Origin of the sequence: Helicobacter didelphidarum, from assembly GCF_003364195.1 — a bacterium.
GTDB classification, from domain to species: Bacteria; Campylobacterota; Campylobacteria; order Campylobacterales; family Helicobacteraceae; genus Helicobacter_A; species Helicobacter_A didelphidarum.
In genome coordinates, this window is record NZ_NXLQ01000017.1 from 1 (window position 1) to 15,040 (window position 15,040).

The following is a 15,040-nucleotide window of genomic DNA, read 5'->3' on the forward strand; positions in this document are numbered from 1 at the left end:
ATAATTTGTAGTAGTATCATTTGAAAAATTTTTATATCCACGCAAACTTGTATCGCCCCAATAAATTGGAATACAATTTGCCTCAAATGCATCAAAGAGCTTTTCGGTTAAATATCCCGGATAACTTGAATTTTCAAAGCAAATATTGAATTTATAATCTTTTAACCACTCAATTTTATTATCAACTTTATATCCCACATTATTTTTCCATCTTCCACCAGAATCTACCTTCTTGTATTCACTGAGTTTCTCAAAAAATGTCTTGCGTATATCTGTAAAAGGTGATGCTTCATTTGAAACCACAAAACCACAGAATTTCGTTTTAGATTCTATGTCTTTTTTATCCACAAGATGTTTGTTCCATAAATTCTTATATCCCCTTAACAAAAAATATGGATAACGAAAATGTCTATCCCCAAACTCCATATAATCGAAATCTATCGCATAATCAGCAATGTTCCAATCGGTTCGAACATTTTCTCCTGTATAAAATATTCTCACACAATCATATTTCAGATGCTCATCACGATGAAATGGACTATAAATGATAAAATCAGGTTCATTAGAATAGATAATATCAAACTTTTCTTGCAAAAGCTTGATGAAATAATTATTATAAAAATTCTCTTGTGTATCCTCATCCCACCAATCTACTACACGCATTTTGACTATCTTTTTTGCCATATAATTACCTCAATATATTATTTGATAATAAATTATTAAACTTTATTCTACACTTATTTCTTCACAAAATCAAGTTATAATTCGCATATATAATTTAAGGATAAATATGAATACTATTAAAATTCAAAATAATGAACAAATTGAAACTTATATATTTGATAAATATGCAACACTTAGTGATTACGCACTTATGCAAAAGGTTGGCGGAAGCACAATACTCTGCACAATATGTATCGATTACGAGAATCCAACACAAGAAGATTTTTTACCATTAAGTGTGCAATATATTGAAAAAATGTATGCCATAGGAAAAATTCCACAAGGTTTTATTAAAAAAGAAGGCAAACCGAGTGAGAGCGAGATTCTTACTTCAAGATTGATTGATAGGAGTTTGCGTCCATTGTTACCTAAAGATTTTCCCTATCCTGTGCAAATTACACTCCTTGTGATGAGCTATGATGGAAAAACTGATATTTATAAAGATGCAATGAATCTTGCAAGTATATGTCTTTTTCTCTCAAGTGTACCAACAAAAAATAAGCAGATTCTTAATGCTGTGCGAATACTACGCTATAATGATGCAATAAAAATTTGTAAGTTTTTTAATGAGATTATAGATTCTAATCTTGATTTGTTTGTGAGTGGGATAGAATCTGGCATTACAATGATTGAGATGCAAAGCCTCAAAACCACTAAGAAGAAGCAATGTAAAACGGATACGACAATAGAAAATAATATTATCAGTGAATCTTGCAATATACAACAGCCCAACAATAATGAAGATTTCAATGAAATATCAGAAGAAAAGCTTTTAGAGTGTCTTGCATTTGCAAAAGAACATATTGCGAAAATGTCAGCAGTTTATACAGAGCAACTCGCACCTTTTGCCAAACCCAAAAAAGATTTCGTGCGACAATCAAAAATTAATACTGAACTAAAAGAAAAAATCGAAACTCAATATGGTAAAGAAATTGAGGAAAGACTGCAAGGTCTCTCAAAAACAGAAAGACATACTTTATTACAGCTTCTCATTGAAGAAATCGCAACACAGCACAATCTTTCAAAAGACATTGTTGCACAACATGTTTATGCAATACAGAGAGAGATTATGCGTTCTATGATATTAACAAAAGGTTTGCGTTTAGATGGAAGGACATCAACACAAATTCGCGATATAAATATAGAATCTAATCTCTTGCCCTATGTTCATGGTAGTGCATGTTTTACGCGTGGGCAAACACAAGCACTTGTTACTTGCACACTAGGAAGCGAGAATGATGCACAAAATAAAGATTGTCTTGTTACACAAAAAAAGAGTGCAGTAATCTTTCATTATAATTTCCCCCCTTTTAGTGTGGGCGAAGCATTCCCAATTACTTCAAGCTCAAGACGCGAATTGGGGCATGGTAATCTTGCACTCAAAGCCATAGAATCTAATATTCCAAATATCCCCTTTACTATTCGCATTGTATCAGAAATTTTACAATCAAATGGTTCAAGCTCAATGGCAAGTGTATGTGGGGCAACTTTAGCAATGCTTGGTGCAGGAATACAAATGCAAAATATGGTGGCAGGAATTGCAATGGGACTTATTTATGAAAGCGAAACAAACTTTGTGATTCTAAGCGATATTATGGGTGTTGAAGATTTTGATGGAGACATGGATTTTAAAGTTACAGGGAATGAAAAAGGGTTTAGTGCATTACAACTTGATATTAAAATCGGCTCTTTATCGGAGGAAATTCTAAGGGCAAGTCTGCAACAAGCTAAAGAAGGGTTAGTACATATTCTTTCGCTTATGCGTGAGGTAAAGATTGAGCCAAATTATGAGATTCTCCCACAAATTGAGAGTTTTGCGATTCCTATAGGGTGTATGCCAGATATTATAGGGCAGGGTGGCAAAGTAATACGAGATATTATTGCAAAATTTGGGGTTGCGATTGATTTAGACAAAGAGAATCATATCGTAACCTTAATGGCAAACAAACAATCCGCAAGAATCGGGGCAAAAGAATATATCTTTGAGATTCTTAAGAAAAAAGAAGTACGAAAAGAATTGCCATATAAGATTGATGAGGTATATGAGGGCATGGTAAAAAAAATTCTTGATTTTGGGGTATTTATTGAATTACCACAAGGTGGTAATGGCTTATTGCGGATAAATCGCATAAATCATGAAACAGATACAAAAAATGAATTGGAGATTGGGCAATCTGTAAGTGTAAAGATTCTCAATAATACTCATGGAAAAATAGAGCTTGATTTTGCTTAAAAAGCCTTATTTCTTACGCTATTAAAAGTTTATAACTTTGCAACATAATAAGGAATTAAACTTTTGAAATTTTAGTATAAGGAGGCTGATATGCAAAACCTCTAGTTGATTGCTTCAATAATCAATCTAGTTGTTTCTTTAATAAGCTTGTATCTAGCTTTTAAGAAATAACTTAAAAAAGAGGTGGTAGGGCTAAAAACCCTACGAAGCATTATAGCAGACTTATTGAAAGGAATGTCAAATGGAGCTTATTATTTCTATACAAGGAATATGTATAGCTATTTTGTGTTTAAGCGTTATTGTTCTTGTCTTAGGCTTGATTGTAAAATTGTTTGGAGCTTAAAGGGAATCCTCTCCTAAAGACTTAGGAGGGGCTTATTAAAAATTGGATTATCATTATAGCATAAAGGGTTAAATATGGATATTGTAATAGGATGTTTAGTTGTAGCAAATGTGTTGCAAGCATTTTTTAATTGGAATTATGATAAAAAGTTTAAAAAATTTCAAGATGAGTTAAAAGAGTTAAAGGAGAAATACAATGAAAAGAATTGAAAATTCTAAACTCTTGAGCTTGAAGCAGATTCGAACTAAAGCGTATGCTATTCTTAGTGATGATTATCTCTGAAACTTTTGATAGCAAAAAATCACACCCTTTGATTTTTTGATTATTGAGAGCTAGAGGAGATTATACATAATATTATCTATATTATAATAGAGTGTTTGAAATTCTCATGTATGCGAAGTTTGGTAAAAATGTGATTTATATATAAATATATACTATTTACTTATATCTAAAAAGTATATAGATTATTCTATATACTATATATTTAAAAGTAAAAAGTATTAAGATAGTAAGTAAATATAAAGACTTTTAAAACTCTATGTATTTATATTATATGTTATGTATTTATAAAGCTATCTTTATCTTGCATTGTATCGATATTTTGTAGGAAATTAGTAATTAAGTTTGATTACTATATAATCCTTAAGAGATTAATAATTTATCTTTATTGATAAATATATAATCTTGTCATGATTACTTAATAATCATATATTATAATTTGATTACTAAATTGAAAGGATATTTAATGGATAAAAATATTATTACAAAAAAACGAGTGAAAACTACCATAGATAAAGAAAGTGATGAAGTCATAACAAGAACGATAGATGAGGAAAGTTTTATTATCAAAAAGGTAAAACGAGATAAATTTATGCTTCTCTATGTTGAGGCTTTTAGTCATTTAACAAAACTTAATCGCAAAACACTTGAGGTTTTGGCATTGATTATTTCAAGGCGTGTAACTTATGGTAGCAATGAGGTTATTATAGATTCTAAATTTCGTGTCGAGGTTATGGCAGAACTTGGAATGAATAAGCAAAATATATCAAGAGCTATCAAAGAACTATGCGATAACAATGTGATAAATCGTAAGCAAATAAGCGATAGAGTGTTTAGCTATTATCTCAATCCTTTTATATTTGGGAATGGAGATTTTAACGCAGTTGAACGACAAAGAGTGCAATATTATTATGATTTTGATTTTAATGGTTTTTCAATGAAAAAGAGTATAGAGGTATTAACTGACTATGCAGATTCTAAAACCGATAAAGTAGGCATGGAAATATCTCGTAAAACAATCGATGAAAACGACTTGCGAAATGAGATTGAAAGGCTTAAGCAAGAATTGAAAGGCTTAAAAGAAATATTTATAAAAGATTAAATAATAATCATAAAAAGATTACTATTAAGTTTATTTTAAGATAACTTATAGTATAATTACATTGTAACAAGTTAGAAATAGCTTGTTATATTTTCTTAGTAAGGTTAGTTTTATGAAACGAAAGCGAATTAAGAAAATTGGGTTAATCGTAGATATTGTTTATAAGATTGCTAAAATCATTTTAGTTTTAAGCTTGATTATAAGTATTTGGGGATTAATCTAGTTTGCACCTCTCCCAAAAGGGAGGGGGTTCTTAGTAAGTAAGATTCGCATTATAGCACAAAAAAGGATTAATATGCAAAATTTTGATTTTGGAATTGTTACTGATATTTGCCTTACAATAATAGTTTTTATACAAGGCTATTATATTCGTAAGCTTCAAAGAGAAGTAAAACAACTCAAGGATAAACAATGAGACTTGGAAAATTACTATTCTTTGTTCTTTATGTTTAAGAGCCTATAAAAGATACGCAATTTACGCAGTTTCTTAGATATATGGTTTTTGATATTCTGTAAAAGTTTTTAGTCTATACAATAGAAGTTTTTATAAATAAATAAAAACTTTTTGTGAATATATAAAAAGTTTTAAAAACAACTTTTTAATTTTATTTTAAAAACTTTGTTATAATATCTTATAAACTTTATATTGCGAGGTTATTAATGGCTACAGAAGTGCAAAAAACTACCATAAGAAAGTATAGTGAAAATGGGAATCTTGTAGAAAAAGAGCAAACAAGCATAAAATTAAAAAACACTGATAAAAAGGATAAATTTATGTTATTGTATGTTGAGGCGTATTCACATGTTAGTAATTTGTCTAAAACTACAAATATAGTTTTAAGTGAATTGCTAAAAAGTGTTACAACAGGAGAAAATATTGTCCCTCTTACAACAGCTTTTAGAAGCAGGTTAAGGAATAAATTAAAAATTTCTCCATCTCAATTAAGCATTTCTTTGAATGAACTTTGCGATAAAATGATTCTAAAAAAAGAGCAAATCAATCAAAGAGTTTTTGAATACAAACTTAATCCCTATATCTTTGGTAGTGGCACTTGGGCGGATATTAGAAAGCAAAGATTAAATTTTGAATATGATTTTGATTTTTCAGAACACACATCATCATCTAATCTTACAATATCTACTGAATATCAAGATGATACAAAGGAGGTAAATGAGATTGATTTACAAGAGTTTAACAAAAATATTACTTAAGTTTTTAATAAAAAATTTAAAAGTTAAGTAAAAATTAAGAAAAAGTATAGTATAATTACATTGTAACAAGTTAGAGATAGCTTGTTATGAGTTTAACTAAAGGTTTTTAACATGTGGAAATTGTTAGAAAACATAGGCTTAGGATTGTTTGTAAATGCTACATATTCTTTGCTAAACTTAAATTTTGAAATACCTGTTTTTGTTGTTTTAGGATTTAGTGTTGTGTTAATGAGTATTTCAATTTATGGTCAAAGGAGGAAGTAATGGATAGTGTAACCGTATGGAATATCACAGCGGTTATCACTGCAGTGATAACTTTAGGTGCTCTTATAAAACTAATATATGAGATAAAAAGAGATAAAAAAGTAAAACAACTCAAGGATAAACAATGAGACTCGGAAAATTACTTTTCTTTGTTCTTTATGTTTATAGGGAATAGTAAAATAGCGTTGATAGCGAGGTTTAAGGGCTTTTTTGGTTAAATTAATTTTAGATTAGTATTAAATATTAATTTAATACATTAAAAGAATGATATAATACTATATTTATTTTAATTTAATACAAGGCTTCAAAATGGCAGAAACTATCATATTGATTTTTTGATTAAGAGCTAGAGGAGTTTGAGACATAATATTATCTATTATAATAGGGTATTTGAAATCCTCATGTATGCGAAGTTTGGTAAAAATGTGATTGAGATATAGATAAAAAGTTTTTGTTTGAAAGTCTTGAATGAAAGAATCTTCCCATAAGATTCCAATTGGAATCTTATGGAGAATGTTATGCAACAAAGATTCTAAAATTTTTAGTTGCAATTATAGGGTGATATGAAAATTAGAATTTAAGCTTAGTATAAACTAAACCAGTGTGAGCGTTACCAAATCCATTCGTTACATAACCGCCACCAACAGACCATGTTAATTTTTCACCACCAATAATATTATAGTTTAGAATTGTTGAAAATTCTTTATAATCCCCATCAGCATACAAAATATCAAGGTCTAAAGCCTCTCCAAGTTTAAATCCAGTAAAAACATACCATGTATTTACACCCGCATCTAAATACCCACGATTCGCAAGTCCAGTCCCATTATAAGCCCCTGGATATAGGTATTGTCCATAGAATCTTGTTCTATCAACAATAGTATTTCCTCCTAAACCAATGTTTCCAATGCTGAGATACCCACCACCAAGCTTAATCATATCAATAAACACAAATTCTTGATCTGCTTGCCACATGAAGCCGTTACCACCATTATTAATGTTATTTGACCATAAAAATCTTCCAGTAGTAGTAGATTTCACGGGACCTGCATTAAAGCTTACTATCAAGCGAGCACCAGCTTGAAGTGTATCGCTCCAACCGTTATTTCTTAACCAGTATTGTGCATAAGGACTAAGGCTTACATATTCACCAAATTTAAAATCTGCACCAAGTGCAAAAAGTTCATTGTTGACATTGAAGTTATTCCAGCTTGAGGCATAGCTCCCCATACCAGAAATATCCATGCCATATCGTCCATCTTTAGCTAAGCTTGAGTTTGCATTATAACCATTTCTTAAGTAATCATTTACCCAAGTAGCCCAGATTCCAAAATAACTTGATTGATATGCCAATGCAAAACCTTGATTGTGTCCACCAATCCAATCAGCAGTTGCAAGAATCTTGCTCGCATTATATCTGCCAAGAGCAACATCAAACCCGCTTCCTTGATAACCAAGATAAAGATCGGATAATTCAACCCATGGTCTTCTATAAAGACTTCCATTCCAGCCAACATAGGTATTATTTGTATAGCTACCTTCAGTACCAATAGTCAATGGTGCGAATCCAGCCATAGCACCAGCACCAATTTTAAATCCAGAGAAATTAAAATCAACACCAATATGCCCAGTTACCCCCAAATATCCTGTTGTGCCTTCACCAGGTAACTTATTTGCATCGCCAAATCCAAAATTAGCAATGACACCAACATATCCAAAAGGAGTTATTTGAACAGCACTTGCAGCACTTGCTAAAACTCCAGCCAATACAACAGAACCAATCAGTTTCTTTGTCATCGTTTTTCCTTTATTGTTTGTTTATAGCAATGTTTTTGTAGAACAAGACTATATTAAAGTATCGGACAAAATCTGATACTTTGAATATATTTGCAAAAAATATTCCAAAAATATATAAGGGAAGTAAAAATACACATTCATAAGAATGTGTAAGAATAAAAATTCCGCAATTAGTGAAGATTCTCATTAAAATTTAAAAAATAGGTTCATTTGCTTCACGAAGTCTTTGAGTTTCTTCTATTTGTTCAAAATTGATTCGAGAAGTATCTGTGTAGTAGATAAATTCATTATTAATGTTTTGTTGATACACACCATTAGGGGTTCTAAAATTTCTTTGCATACCGGGATTTATTTCCAAAGCTTTAGAGATAAAATCGGCAAAAACAGGAGCAGCGATATTACCACCATACGCTCCCCCACCAATAGATGAGTTGTCATCTCTACCAAACCAAATAACTGCTTCTAAATCTGGAGTGAAACCACAAAACCATGCATCTCTTGAAAGATTTGAAGTTCCCGTTTTTCCTGCAATTTGAATCCCATTGACGCGTGCACGATGACCTGTACCTTTTTGCACAACATTACGCAAGATTGAGGTAATCAAAAAAGCTTGTTGTGGACTTGTGGCTTCCATTGCTGTTGTTTGAAATACCATTTCTTTGTTTTGAGGATCAATAAGCTTTGCCACAATATAAGGTTTTACAATTGTGCCATAATTTGAAAAAAGGCTATATTGCATAGCTGCTTGCATTGGACTAATAGAAAGACTTCCAAGCACTACCGTAAGATCTTTTGGGAAATTTGTAAAACCAAAAGATTCTAATCCAGCATAAAGTGCTGGTTCGGTAATTTTTAAAGCAGTATCAATGGTTGGAATATTCAATGATTTTTCAAGTGCTGTTTGCATTGAAACGGGACCTAAGTATTTTTTTGTGTCATTATTTGGCACCCATTTCCCAAATCTTTTCGGAGAATCAATGACAATTTCAGCAGGGGAGTATCCGCGATTAAAAGCGATTTGATATACAAAAGGTTTCATTGTGCTACCAAATTGTCTGCTTGCTTGAGTGGCACGATTAAAGGAGCTTTGTGCATAATCGACACCACCAACCATCGCCAATACCTCTCCTGTATGTGGATTTGTAACGACAATTGCACCATTCAGGGTGTTTGCTTGCTGTTTGCGGAATTCATCTAGTTGTGTTTCAGTAAGAGGCTGTTCTCTACGCCATTGACGAGATTTTTGTTCCCTGTCAATGATTCTATACATGATATTTTCATATCCTTTCAATAGAGCTTCTCTCGCAATATTTTGATACTCTAAATCAATCGTTAAATAGATTTTGTAACCACCAGATTTGAGGTTTGGAATATTGCTAAGTTCGCGTAAAGCTTCATCGACTACATAAGGGGCTTTATTTTGCGTGAGTGTTTGATTATAAACCTTTGGAATCTCTTTTGTGCCTTGTTGAAATTCTGCTTGTGAAATCCAACCTAAATCATACATACGCTTTAAAATAGCATTTGCACGTTTCAAAGAATGTTGTAAGTTCTTTGTTGGATCATATTTTACTGGTGATTTTGGTAGGCCAATAAGCATAGCGGTTTCTTTGAGGCTAAGTTGATTGAGGTTCTTTTTAAAATATCCAAGTGCGGCTGTTTTTATACCATAATAACCATGTCCTAGAAAAATATAGTTAAGATAACGTTCTAGAATCTGCTCTTTTGTCAAAACTTGTTCTGCACGGATAGAAAGTAAAAATTCTTTTAATTTTCTATCTAAGGTTTTATCACTTGTAAGAAGCATATTTTTTACGAGCTGTTGTGTGAGTGTGCTACCGCCTTCCATATAGCGCATATTAACAATATTTTTAAATATTGCACGAGCAATGGCATCAATATTAACACCATCGTGTTCAAAAAACATTGTATCTTCTGTGGCTAAAAGTGTTTCAACAACTCTACCCGGTATTTCATTATAAGTTACATAGAATCTATATTCCTCATCAAAAAGATTGGCAATTAATCTTCCTCGAGAATCAAATACTTGGGTAATCTCATTTGGGTGATAATCAATCATAGCATGCACTTGTGGTGATAATTCTTTATAAAGCTGATAACCATAATATGTTACAATACAGGCAACAATTACACCAATACCAGATACAATATAAAATAAGATTTGAAAGGTCTTAAAAAATCTCCATCGTTTTTTTGCGGGAGCTTCATAAATATCTTCCATCGTTTTCCTTAGAATCTAAATTCTTGAGTTAGATATGGTTATATTAAGGTTGTATAATTCTACACAAAAAATATGAGTTTCTCTTTTGGTTTCCTCATCTTTTTACAAAATATTAAATAGATAAGGATAGAATCAAAAATGAAATAATCCATAATAAAATTTTCACTAAAATAAATATCTTTGCATCAATGATAAGGAATGTTAAGTTATATCTAGGAAAATTTAATTATTTGAATCTTTAATAACTCTCTTTTTTTGCAAAATAAACACCCAAAATAATAATAAGAATACCACAAATCTCAAAAAATCCAAGCTTCTCATTTAATATAAAAAATCCCATTAGTGCTGCAATAATTGGGAGACAAAGCAAGAGAAGTGATGATGTTTGGGTATTGACTTTACCCAAAATAAAATTAAAAAAGCCTTGACCAATAACTTGCCCACAGAAAGCAAAGAGAATAACTTGCCACCATGTATGTGCATTTGTAGGAATCTCTATCCCTTCGATATAATATGCTAGGACAAAAAGAACAATGCTTGAACCAAGACAAGCGTATGTCATAGTTTCTAATGTGCCATATCTACGTCTTAAACTATACATCACAACAAGAAATAAGCCATAACATACCGCACTTAAAAACCCAAGAAAGTCTCCATAAGCTGTTGCTACACTTTCATTCCCGCGTCCCTTAATCAGCATTACAACACCAATAATAGCGATTATTCCACCTACAAAAAAATATTTTTTAACTTTTTCATGGAAAACAAAAACTCCGATTGGAATTAGCACAAAACAAGTCATAGATACCATAAGATTTACATTTGCCACACTTGTTTTATGTAGTGCATAATTAAAAAAGAGCAAATCACAGGCAAAGAAAACTCCAGCAAGAATCATAAATAAAATATCTCGTAAAGGTATAGTAAACATATTTCTGTGTAAGCTTGCTGCTAAGAAAAAACATGGGAGAGCAAGCACAACGCGATAGAATCCAAGATTGATAGGGGATATATCTATAACCTTGACAAGCACACTCGCATAGATAATAAAGCATTCTGCTAAAATTGCAATAAAAATAAAAAAGATTGTAGAATCTTTAGAATTTCGCATACATATTCCTTACCTACCACTTCACAAATAAAAAATATGCAAATCTCACAAATTTATTTTGCATCATTATAAAGATTCTTAAAAAATAATTAGGACATACGAGCAAAATGTTCAATAGCTTTTGCTAACTCATGCAAACTTGTATCGACATCTCCATGTGTAAGTGTATCTTTTATGCAGTGATTGATATGATTTTCTAGGATTATTTGTCCCACTTTATGTAATGCACTCTTTGCTGCATTGATTTGGATTAAAATATCTGCACATTCAACATTATCATCAACCATTTTATCAATTGCATGAAGTTGCCCAATGATTTTTGTTAATCGACGATGAATATTTTTTGCACTTTCTTTTTCCATGGAATTATCCTATACTGTGAGATTTGCTTCTAAAATCCTGTGGTTTTTAACCGACTAAAGTTTATTTTATGGTATTATATCTAAATATTTTTTATTTCATCAATGAAACTCTATCGCGAAGGATTATAACTTAGGTATAAAAATGAAAAAAATATTTATTCTAATACTCTTATTTTTACAATATAATTTTGGTGCTAGCGTTTCAGACATTACGAGGCATTGTAATCGTGGAAATATGACTGCTTGTTCCATACTTGGGGATCTTTACTATGTGGCTGAAGGTGTGCAACAAGATTATGTAAAAGCACAGAGGTTTTGGCGTAAAGCATGTGATATGAAAGAAATTAATGCATGTTATAACCTTGGTGTTTTATATCAAGAAGGACAAGGTGTTGGACAAGATTATACACATGCTAACGAGCTTTACACGCAAGCATGCAATGCAGATCATGCTGGAGCATGTCTTAATTTAGGATTCCTATATCAAAGAGGAAATGGAGTAACTAAAGACGAGGCAAAATCTCGAGGGTTTTATCAAAAAGCATGTGATGGGAATAAAGCAGAGGGGTGTTATACATTAGGGAATCTTTATTTTTATGGAAAAGGTGGCAATACAGATTATCCTAAGGCAGCTAATCTTTATGAAAAAGCTTGTGAGTTAGACCATGATGATGCATGTGATAATCTGGGGGTCATGTATGCTAAGGGCGAGGGCATACCAAAAGATTATGACAAAGCACGTGATTTTTTTACAAGAATATGTGCACAAAATAAAGCTGGGGCTTGCTATAATCTTGGAATTTTGTATGATTATGGTTGGGGTGTAGAACAAAATTATACAAAAGCTATTGATCTCTATACAAAATCATGCGATATGCACCATATAAAAGCTTGTTATAATTTAGGAATTATGTATAATAAAGGCTATGGTGTTCCAATTGACGTGTATAAAGCAATAGGGCTTTATACAAAATCGTGTAATATGGAACATGCAAGTGCATGTTATAATCTTGGTTCGTTATACTATCTTGGTGAAGGGGTGCGATTAAATAAAAAAATTGCCAATGAATATTTAAATAGAGCATGTAAGTTTGGTGATAAAAAATCGTGTGATGGGAAATAATTGATGATAAATCTTAAATATGTCTTAGTTTTATTATAATAAAATGTTCGAATCTTTAGCTTGTATTCTATGAGAATAAATGTTGATAGGAGATTCAATTCAATAAAATACAAACTACAATAAATAATGAATAAAAGGACATTTTGTGAGAATATTCTATCTTTGTATAATCGTGATGCTACTTATTGGCAAAACATTTGCTTTGAATTTTATCGAACAAAATCCACAATATGCAGAATATATAAAAAAGGCAAAAATTCATGACTTTAGTGATAATAACAAGATTATAAAAAAAGTTGCCAAAAAATGGAAAAGTAAAGAAGATTTAAAAATCAGAATCTTTGGAGATTCTCACATTGCTGGAGATTTTATTACAAGTGAATTGCGAAATATACTAGGAAATACTAATGCCATTGGCTTTACATATCCACTCATGCCTACTTATCATCAGAATTTGTTATTGTCTTATCAGAATCAAAACTTTATAGTATTAGATTCTAGACAAACTGCAAAAAGTCTTACATCTAGCACAAACGAGAAAATTCTAAATAATATTGCTAATATAGATTATCCAATGGGTGGAGTTATTGCTATCCCTCAAAGCTTGCCTGCTTCAATCACGCTCAATAGTAATTCAAAGCAGTTAAGCACAGACAACCAGATGTTTATCACACAAATTATATTTAAAAATGATAGTGTGTCCCCCGCTTTTAATATAACAGATTCTGAACAAAGATTCTATGAAATTCGTTCTGAAACCCCAAATACATGGGAAATTGCACGATTAGAGCTAACGCTCCCTATTACAATCAATGCATTAAGCGAAAATGTCATGTTCGGGGGATATTTTATTCAGCAGACACAAAATAATAACATTATTGAATCTATTGGTATTAATGGCGTTCGTTCTGATATTTGGTTGAAATGGAATGCGGAGATTTTTAAACGCGAATTAGACTTGTTGGAATATGATATTATTATGCTTTGTTATGGTTCAAATGATGCGATGTATGAGACTTTTAATGAGGGAAAATTTATTGCGAATTATAGTGAATTAATTTCCCTTTTAAACAAAACAAATCCTAATGCCCTTATTATTTTAATTTCTCCTCCACCGGTGGTTTTTGCCTCTGGAAAATTAAAAAATAAATATCGCTATTCACAAACTTTTACACAAATTCAAGAAGCAATTAAAAAAGTTGCTATGCAACAACATATTGTATTGTTTGATATAGATGAGTTTATTACACAAACAGGCACAAAAAAAGCCTGGATAAATCTCAATCTCTCAAAAAAAGATGTGCATCTTACACCATCTGGGTATAGACTACTCGCACATGGAATCTACTTTAGCCTACAAAAAAAATTGCAAGAAAAATAAATATACTAAAAATAAGTTATTGTTATTCGGAGTATTAGTGTGGATATAGAAATACTCAAATAGTAACAATCTTAGAATATTTTAACATATCACTAACGCTTGCGTGGTGTGCTGGTGGTGGTATGCCAATATTGGAATCTGCATAAGATATAAATTGTTGTCCATGTCCAATAATTGGAGCAAGATTCTCTCGAGCATAGTGACCATAAAAATCTGTTATATAAATATTTTCCCATCGTTTAATCTTACTTGGTCTATGCGTAATGGTAAAATGTCCCACACAATCAAGTGTAATAAGAGTATCAATACAAAAGTCATATTGCAAACAAAGTCGGATAATATTTTTTGCACCCCAACTATGCGAAATTGCTGAAAATTTATAACCCGCATGAATAATATTGGGGATAAAATCCTTAAGAAAATCAAAACAATTAAAACTACTATACATAAAACAAAGATGTGTGTCAAATTTTGTGTAAGAAGTTTCTTTACCAAAATCTGATTCTTTGTTGTTGAAAGTAGGTGTATTAGTATGTAGGTTTTGATTATTGTTTATAGAATTTTCTTGCATGTTTTTATATTGTATGTCGCATGGTGTAGATGGGATAATAGAAAGGTTGTTTCTCAAAATACATTCTTCAAAGATATGATAGAGAACTTTACAATAGGTGTCTAAAAATCCACCAATAAAACATAAAATATGTTTACTCTCTGTGTTTGTCAAATCAGCTAGTCTCAGGCTTTCTTGTGGAGAGATATTTCCACTATATAGCTTATATTGTTGTTTTGTAAAATTTTGAATATGTTTTGGCATAATTACAACAGGCAACATCTCATTCCTTTGTTATGATCTATTAATATATTAATT

15 protein-coding genes are annotated in these 15,040 nt (G+C 31.2%); 8 read left to right on the top strand and 7 right to left on the bottom strand.

What is annotated here, in order from left to right; translation table 11 throughout:
- Positions 1–684, bottom strand: a 684-nt coding sequence (locus CQA53_RS07360) for a glycosyltransferase family 10 domain-containing protein (RefSeq protein WP_245945767.1), incomplete at its 3' end; no start/stop codon positions are given.
- A gap of 106 nt (positions 685–790) precedes the next feature.
- Between CQA53_RS07360 and CQA53_RS07365 the strand changes: the two genes are divergently transcribed.
- The 6 genes from CQA53_RS07365 (at position 791) to CQA53_RS13590 (ending at position 6,284) form a co-directional block, all read left to right on the top strand.
- On the top strand, positions 791–2,956 hold the full coding sequence (locus CQA53_RS07365) for a polyribonucleotide nucleotidyltransferase (protein WP_115543372.1): 2,166 nt from the start codon (positions 791–793) through the stop codon (positions 2,954–2,956).
- Between the two features lie 417 nt (positions 2,957–3,373).
- A complete protein-coding gene (locus CQA53_RS13585) occupies positions 3,374–3,508 on the top strand; it encodes a hypothetical protein (protein WP_281271179.1) in 135 nt (44 codons plus the stop codon).
- 536 nt (positions 3,509–4,044) lie between these two features.
- Positions 4,045–4,680 carry a hypothetical protein gene (locus CQA53_RS07370; protein WP_115543373.1) on the top strand — a complete coding sequence of 212 codons (636 nt, stop codon included), beginning with the start codon at positions 4,045–4,047 and terminating at the stop codon, positions 4,678–4,680.
- Between the two features lie 660 nt (positions 4,681–5,340).
- The gene (locus CQA53_RS07375; protein WP_115543374.1) at positions 5,341–5,892 is read left to right on the top strand and encodes a hypothetical protein; all 552 of its coding nucleotides are present in this window, start codon (positions 5,341–5,343) and stop codon (positions 5,890–5,892) included.
- A gap of 111 nt (positions 5,893–6,003) precedes the next feature.
- Positions 6,004–6,156 carry a hypothetical protein gene (locus CQA53_RS12360; RefSeq protein ID WP_181882394.1) on the top strand — a complete coding sequence of 51 codons (153 nt, stop codon included), beginning with the start codon at positions 6,004–6,006 and terminating at the stop codon, positions 6,154–6,156.
- Complete coding sequence (locus CQA53_RS13590) at positions 6,156–6,284, top strand: hypothetical protein (RefSeq protein WP_281271180.1); 129 nt, start codon at positions 6,156–6,158, stop codon at positions 6,282–6,284. The genes CQA53_RS12360 and CQA53_RS13590 overlap by 1 nt, the downstream gene beginning before the upstream one ends.
- Positions 6,285–6,437: 153 nt before the next feature.
- Here the strand turns inward: CQA53_RS13590 and CQA53_RS12180 are convergent, their stop codons facing one another.
- The 5 genes from CQA53_RS12180 to CQA53_RS07395 all read right to left on the bottom strand — a co-directional run bounded on the left by CQA53_RS12180 (position 6,438) and on the right by CQA53_RS07395 (position 11,668).
- Positions 6,438–6,680: a hypothetical protein gene (locus CQA53_RS12180; RefSeq protein WP_147290011.1), complete on the bottom strand. Its 243-nt coding sequence runs from the start codon at positions 6,678–6,680 to the stop codon at positions 6,438–6,440.
- Positions 6,681–6,726: 46 nt separating this feature from the next.
- On the bottom strand, positions 6,727–7,953 hold the full coding sequence (locus CQA53_RS07380; protein ID WP_115543375.1) for a hypothetical protein: 1,227 nt from the start codon (positions 7,951–7,953) through the stop codon (positions 6,727–6,729).
- 193 nt (positions 7,954–8,146) lie between these two features.
- Complete coding sequence (locus CQA53_RS07385; protein WP_115543376.1) at positions 8,147–10,195, bottom strand: penicillin-binding protein 1A; 2,049 nt, start codon at positions 10,193–10,195, stop codon at positions 8,147–8,149.
- Positions 10,196–10,433: 238 nt separating this feature from the next.
- Entirely contained in the window at positions 10,434–11,306 is an 873-nt protein-coding gene (locus CQA53_RS07390) for a DMT family transporter (RefSeq protein WP_115543377.1), read from the bottom strand.
- Positions 11,307–11,395: 89 nt separating this feature from the next.
- On the bottom strand, positions 11,396–11,668 hold the full coding sequence (locus CQA53_RS07395) for a metal-sensing transcriptional repressor (protein WP_115543378.1): 273 nt from the start codon (positions 11,666–11,668) through the stop codon (positions 11,396–11,398).
- 142 nt (positions 11,669–11,810) lie between these two features.
- On the opposite strand from CQA53_RS07395, the gene CQA53_RS07400 reads away from it, so the two are divergent.
- The gene (locus CQA53_RS07400) at positions 11,811–12,791 is read left to right on the top strand and encodes an SEL1-like repeat protein (RefSeq protein ID WP_115543379.1); all 981 of its coding nucleotides are present in this window, start codon (positions 11,811–11,813) and stop codon (positions 12,789–12,791) included.
- A 145-nt stretch (positions 12,792–12,936) separates the two neighbouring features.
- On the top strand, positions 12,937–14,172 hold the full coding sequence (locus tag CQA53_RS07405) for a GDSL-type esterase/lipase family protein (RefSeq protein WP_115543380.1): 1,236 nt from the start codon (positions 12,937–12,939) through the stop codon (positions 14,170–14,172).
- Between the two features lie 55 nt (positions 14,173–14,227).
- Here the strand turns inward: CQA53_RS07405 and CQA53_RS07410 are convergent, their stop codons facing one another.
- A complete protein-coding gene (locus tag CQA53_RS07410) occupies positions 14,228–15,004 on the bottom strand; it encodes a hypothetical protein (protein ID WP_115543381.1) in 777 nt (258 codons plus the stop codon).
- Positions 15,005–15,040 lie beyond the last annotated feature (36 nt).

What these genes read in the sequence shown, in the direction of transcription:
- CQA53_RS07400 (WP_115543379.1), top strand. Translation starts at nt 11,811, where the DNA reads ATGAAAAAAATATTTATTCTAATACTCTTATTTTTACAATATAATTTT.
- CQA53_RS13585 (WP_281271179.1), top strand. Translation starts at nt 3,374, where the DNA reads ATGGATATTGTAATAGGATGTTTAGTTGTAGCAAATGTGTTGCAAGCA.
- CQA53_RS07375 (WP_115543374.1), top strand. Translation starts at nt 5,341, where the DNA reads ATGGCTACAGAAGTGCAAAAAACTACCATAAGAAAGTATAGTGAAAAT.
- CQA53_RS07390 (WP_115543377.1), bottom strand. Translation starts at nt 11,306, where the DNA reads ATGCGAAATTCTAAAGATTCTACAATCTTTTTTATTTTTATTGCAATT.
- CQA53_RS07410 (WP_115543381.1), bottom strand. Translation starts at nt 15,004, where the DNA reads ATGTTGCCTGTTGTAATTATGCCAAAACATATTCAAAATTTTACAAAA.
- CQA53_RS07365 (WP_115543372.1), top strand. Translation starts at nt 791, where the DNA reads ATGAATACTATTAAAATTCAAAATAATGAACAAATTGAAACTTATATA.
- CQA53_RS07385 (WP_115543376.1), bottom strand. Translation starts at nt 10,195, where the DNA reads ATGGAAGATATTTATGAAGCTCCCGCAAAAAAACGATGGAGATTTTTT.
- CQA53_RS07395 (WP_115543378.1), bottom strand. Translation starts at nt 11,668, where the DNA reads ATGGAAAAAGAAAGTGCAAAAAATATTCATCGTCGATTAACAAAAATC.
- CQA53_RS12360 (WP_181882394.1), top strand. Translation starts at nt 6,004, where the DNA reads ATGTGGAAATTGTTAGAAAACATAGGCTTAGGATTGTTTGTAAATGCT.
- CQA53_RS07380 (WP_115543375.1), bottom strand. Translation starts at nt 7,953, where the DNA reads ATGACAAAGAAACTGATTGGTTCTGTTGTATTGGCTGGAGTTTTAGCA.
- CQA53_RS13590 (WP_281271180.1), top strand. Translation starts at nt 6,156, where the DNA reads ATGGATAGTGTAACCGTATGGAATATCACAGCGGTTATCACTGCAGTG.
- CQA53_RS07370 (WP_115543373.1), top strand. Translation starts at nt 4,045, where the DNA reads ATGGATAAAAATATTATTACAAAAAAACGAGTGAAAACTACCATAGAT.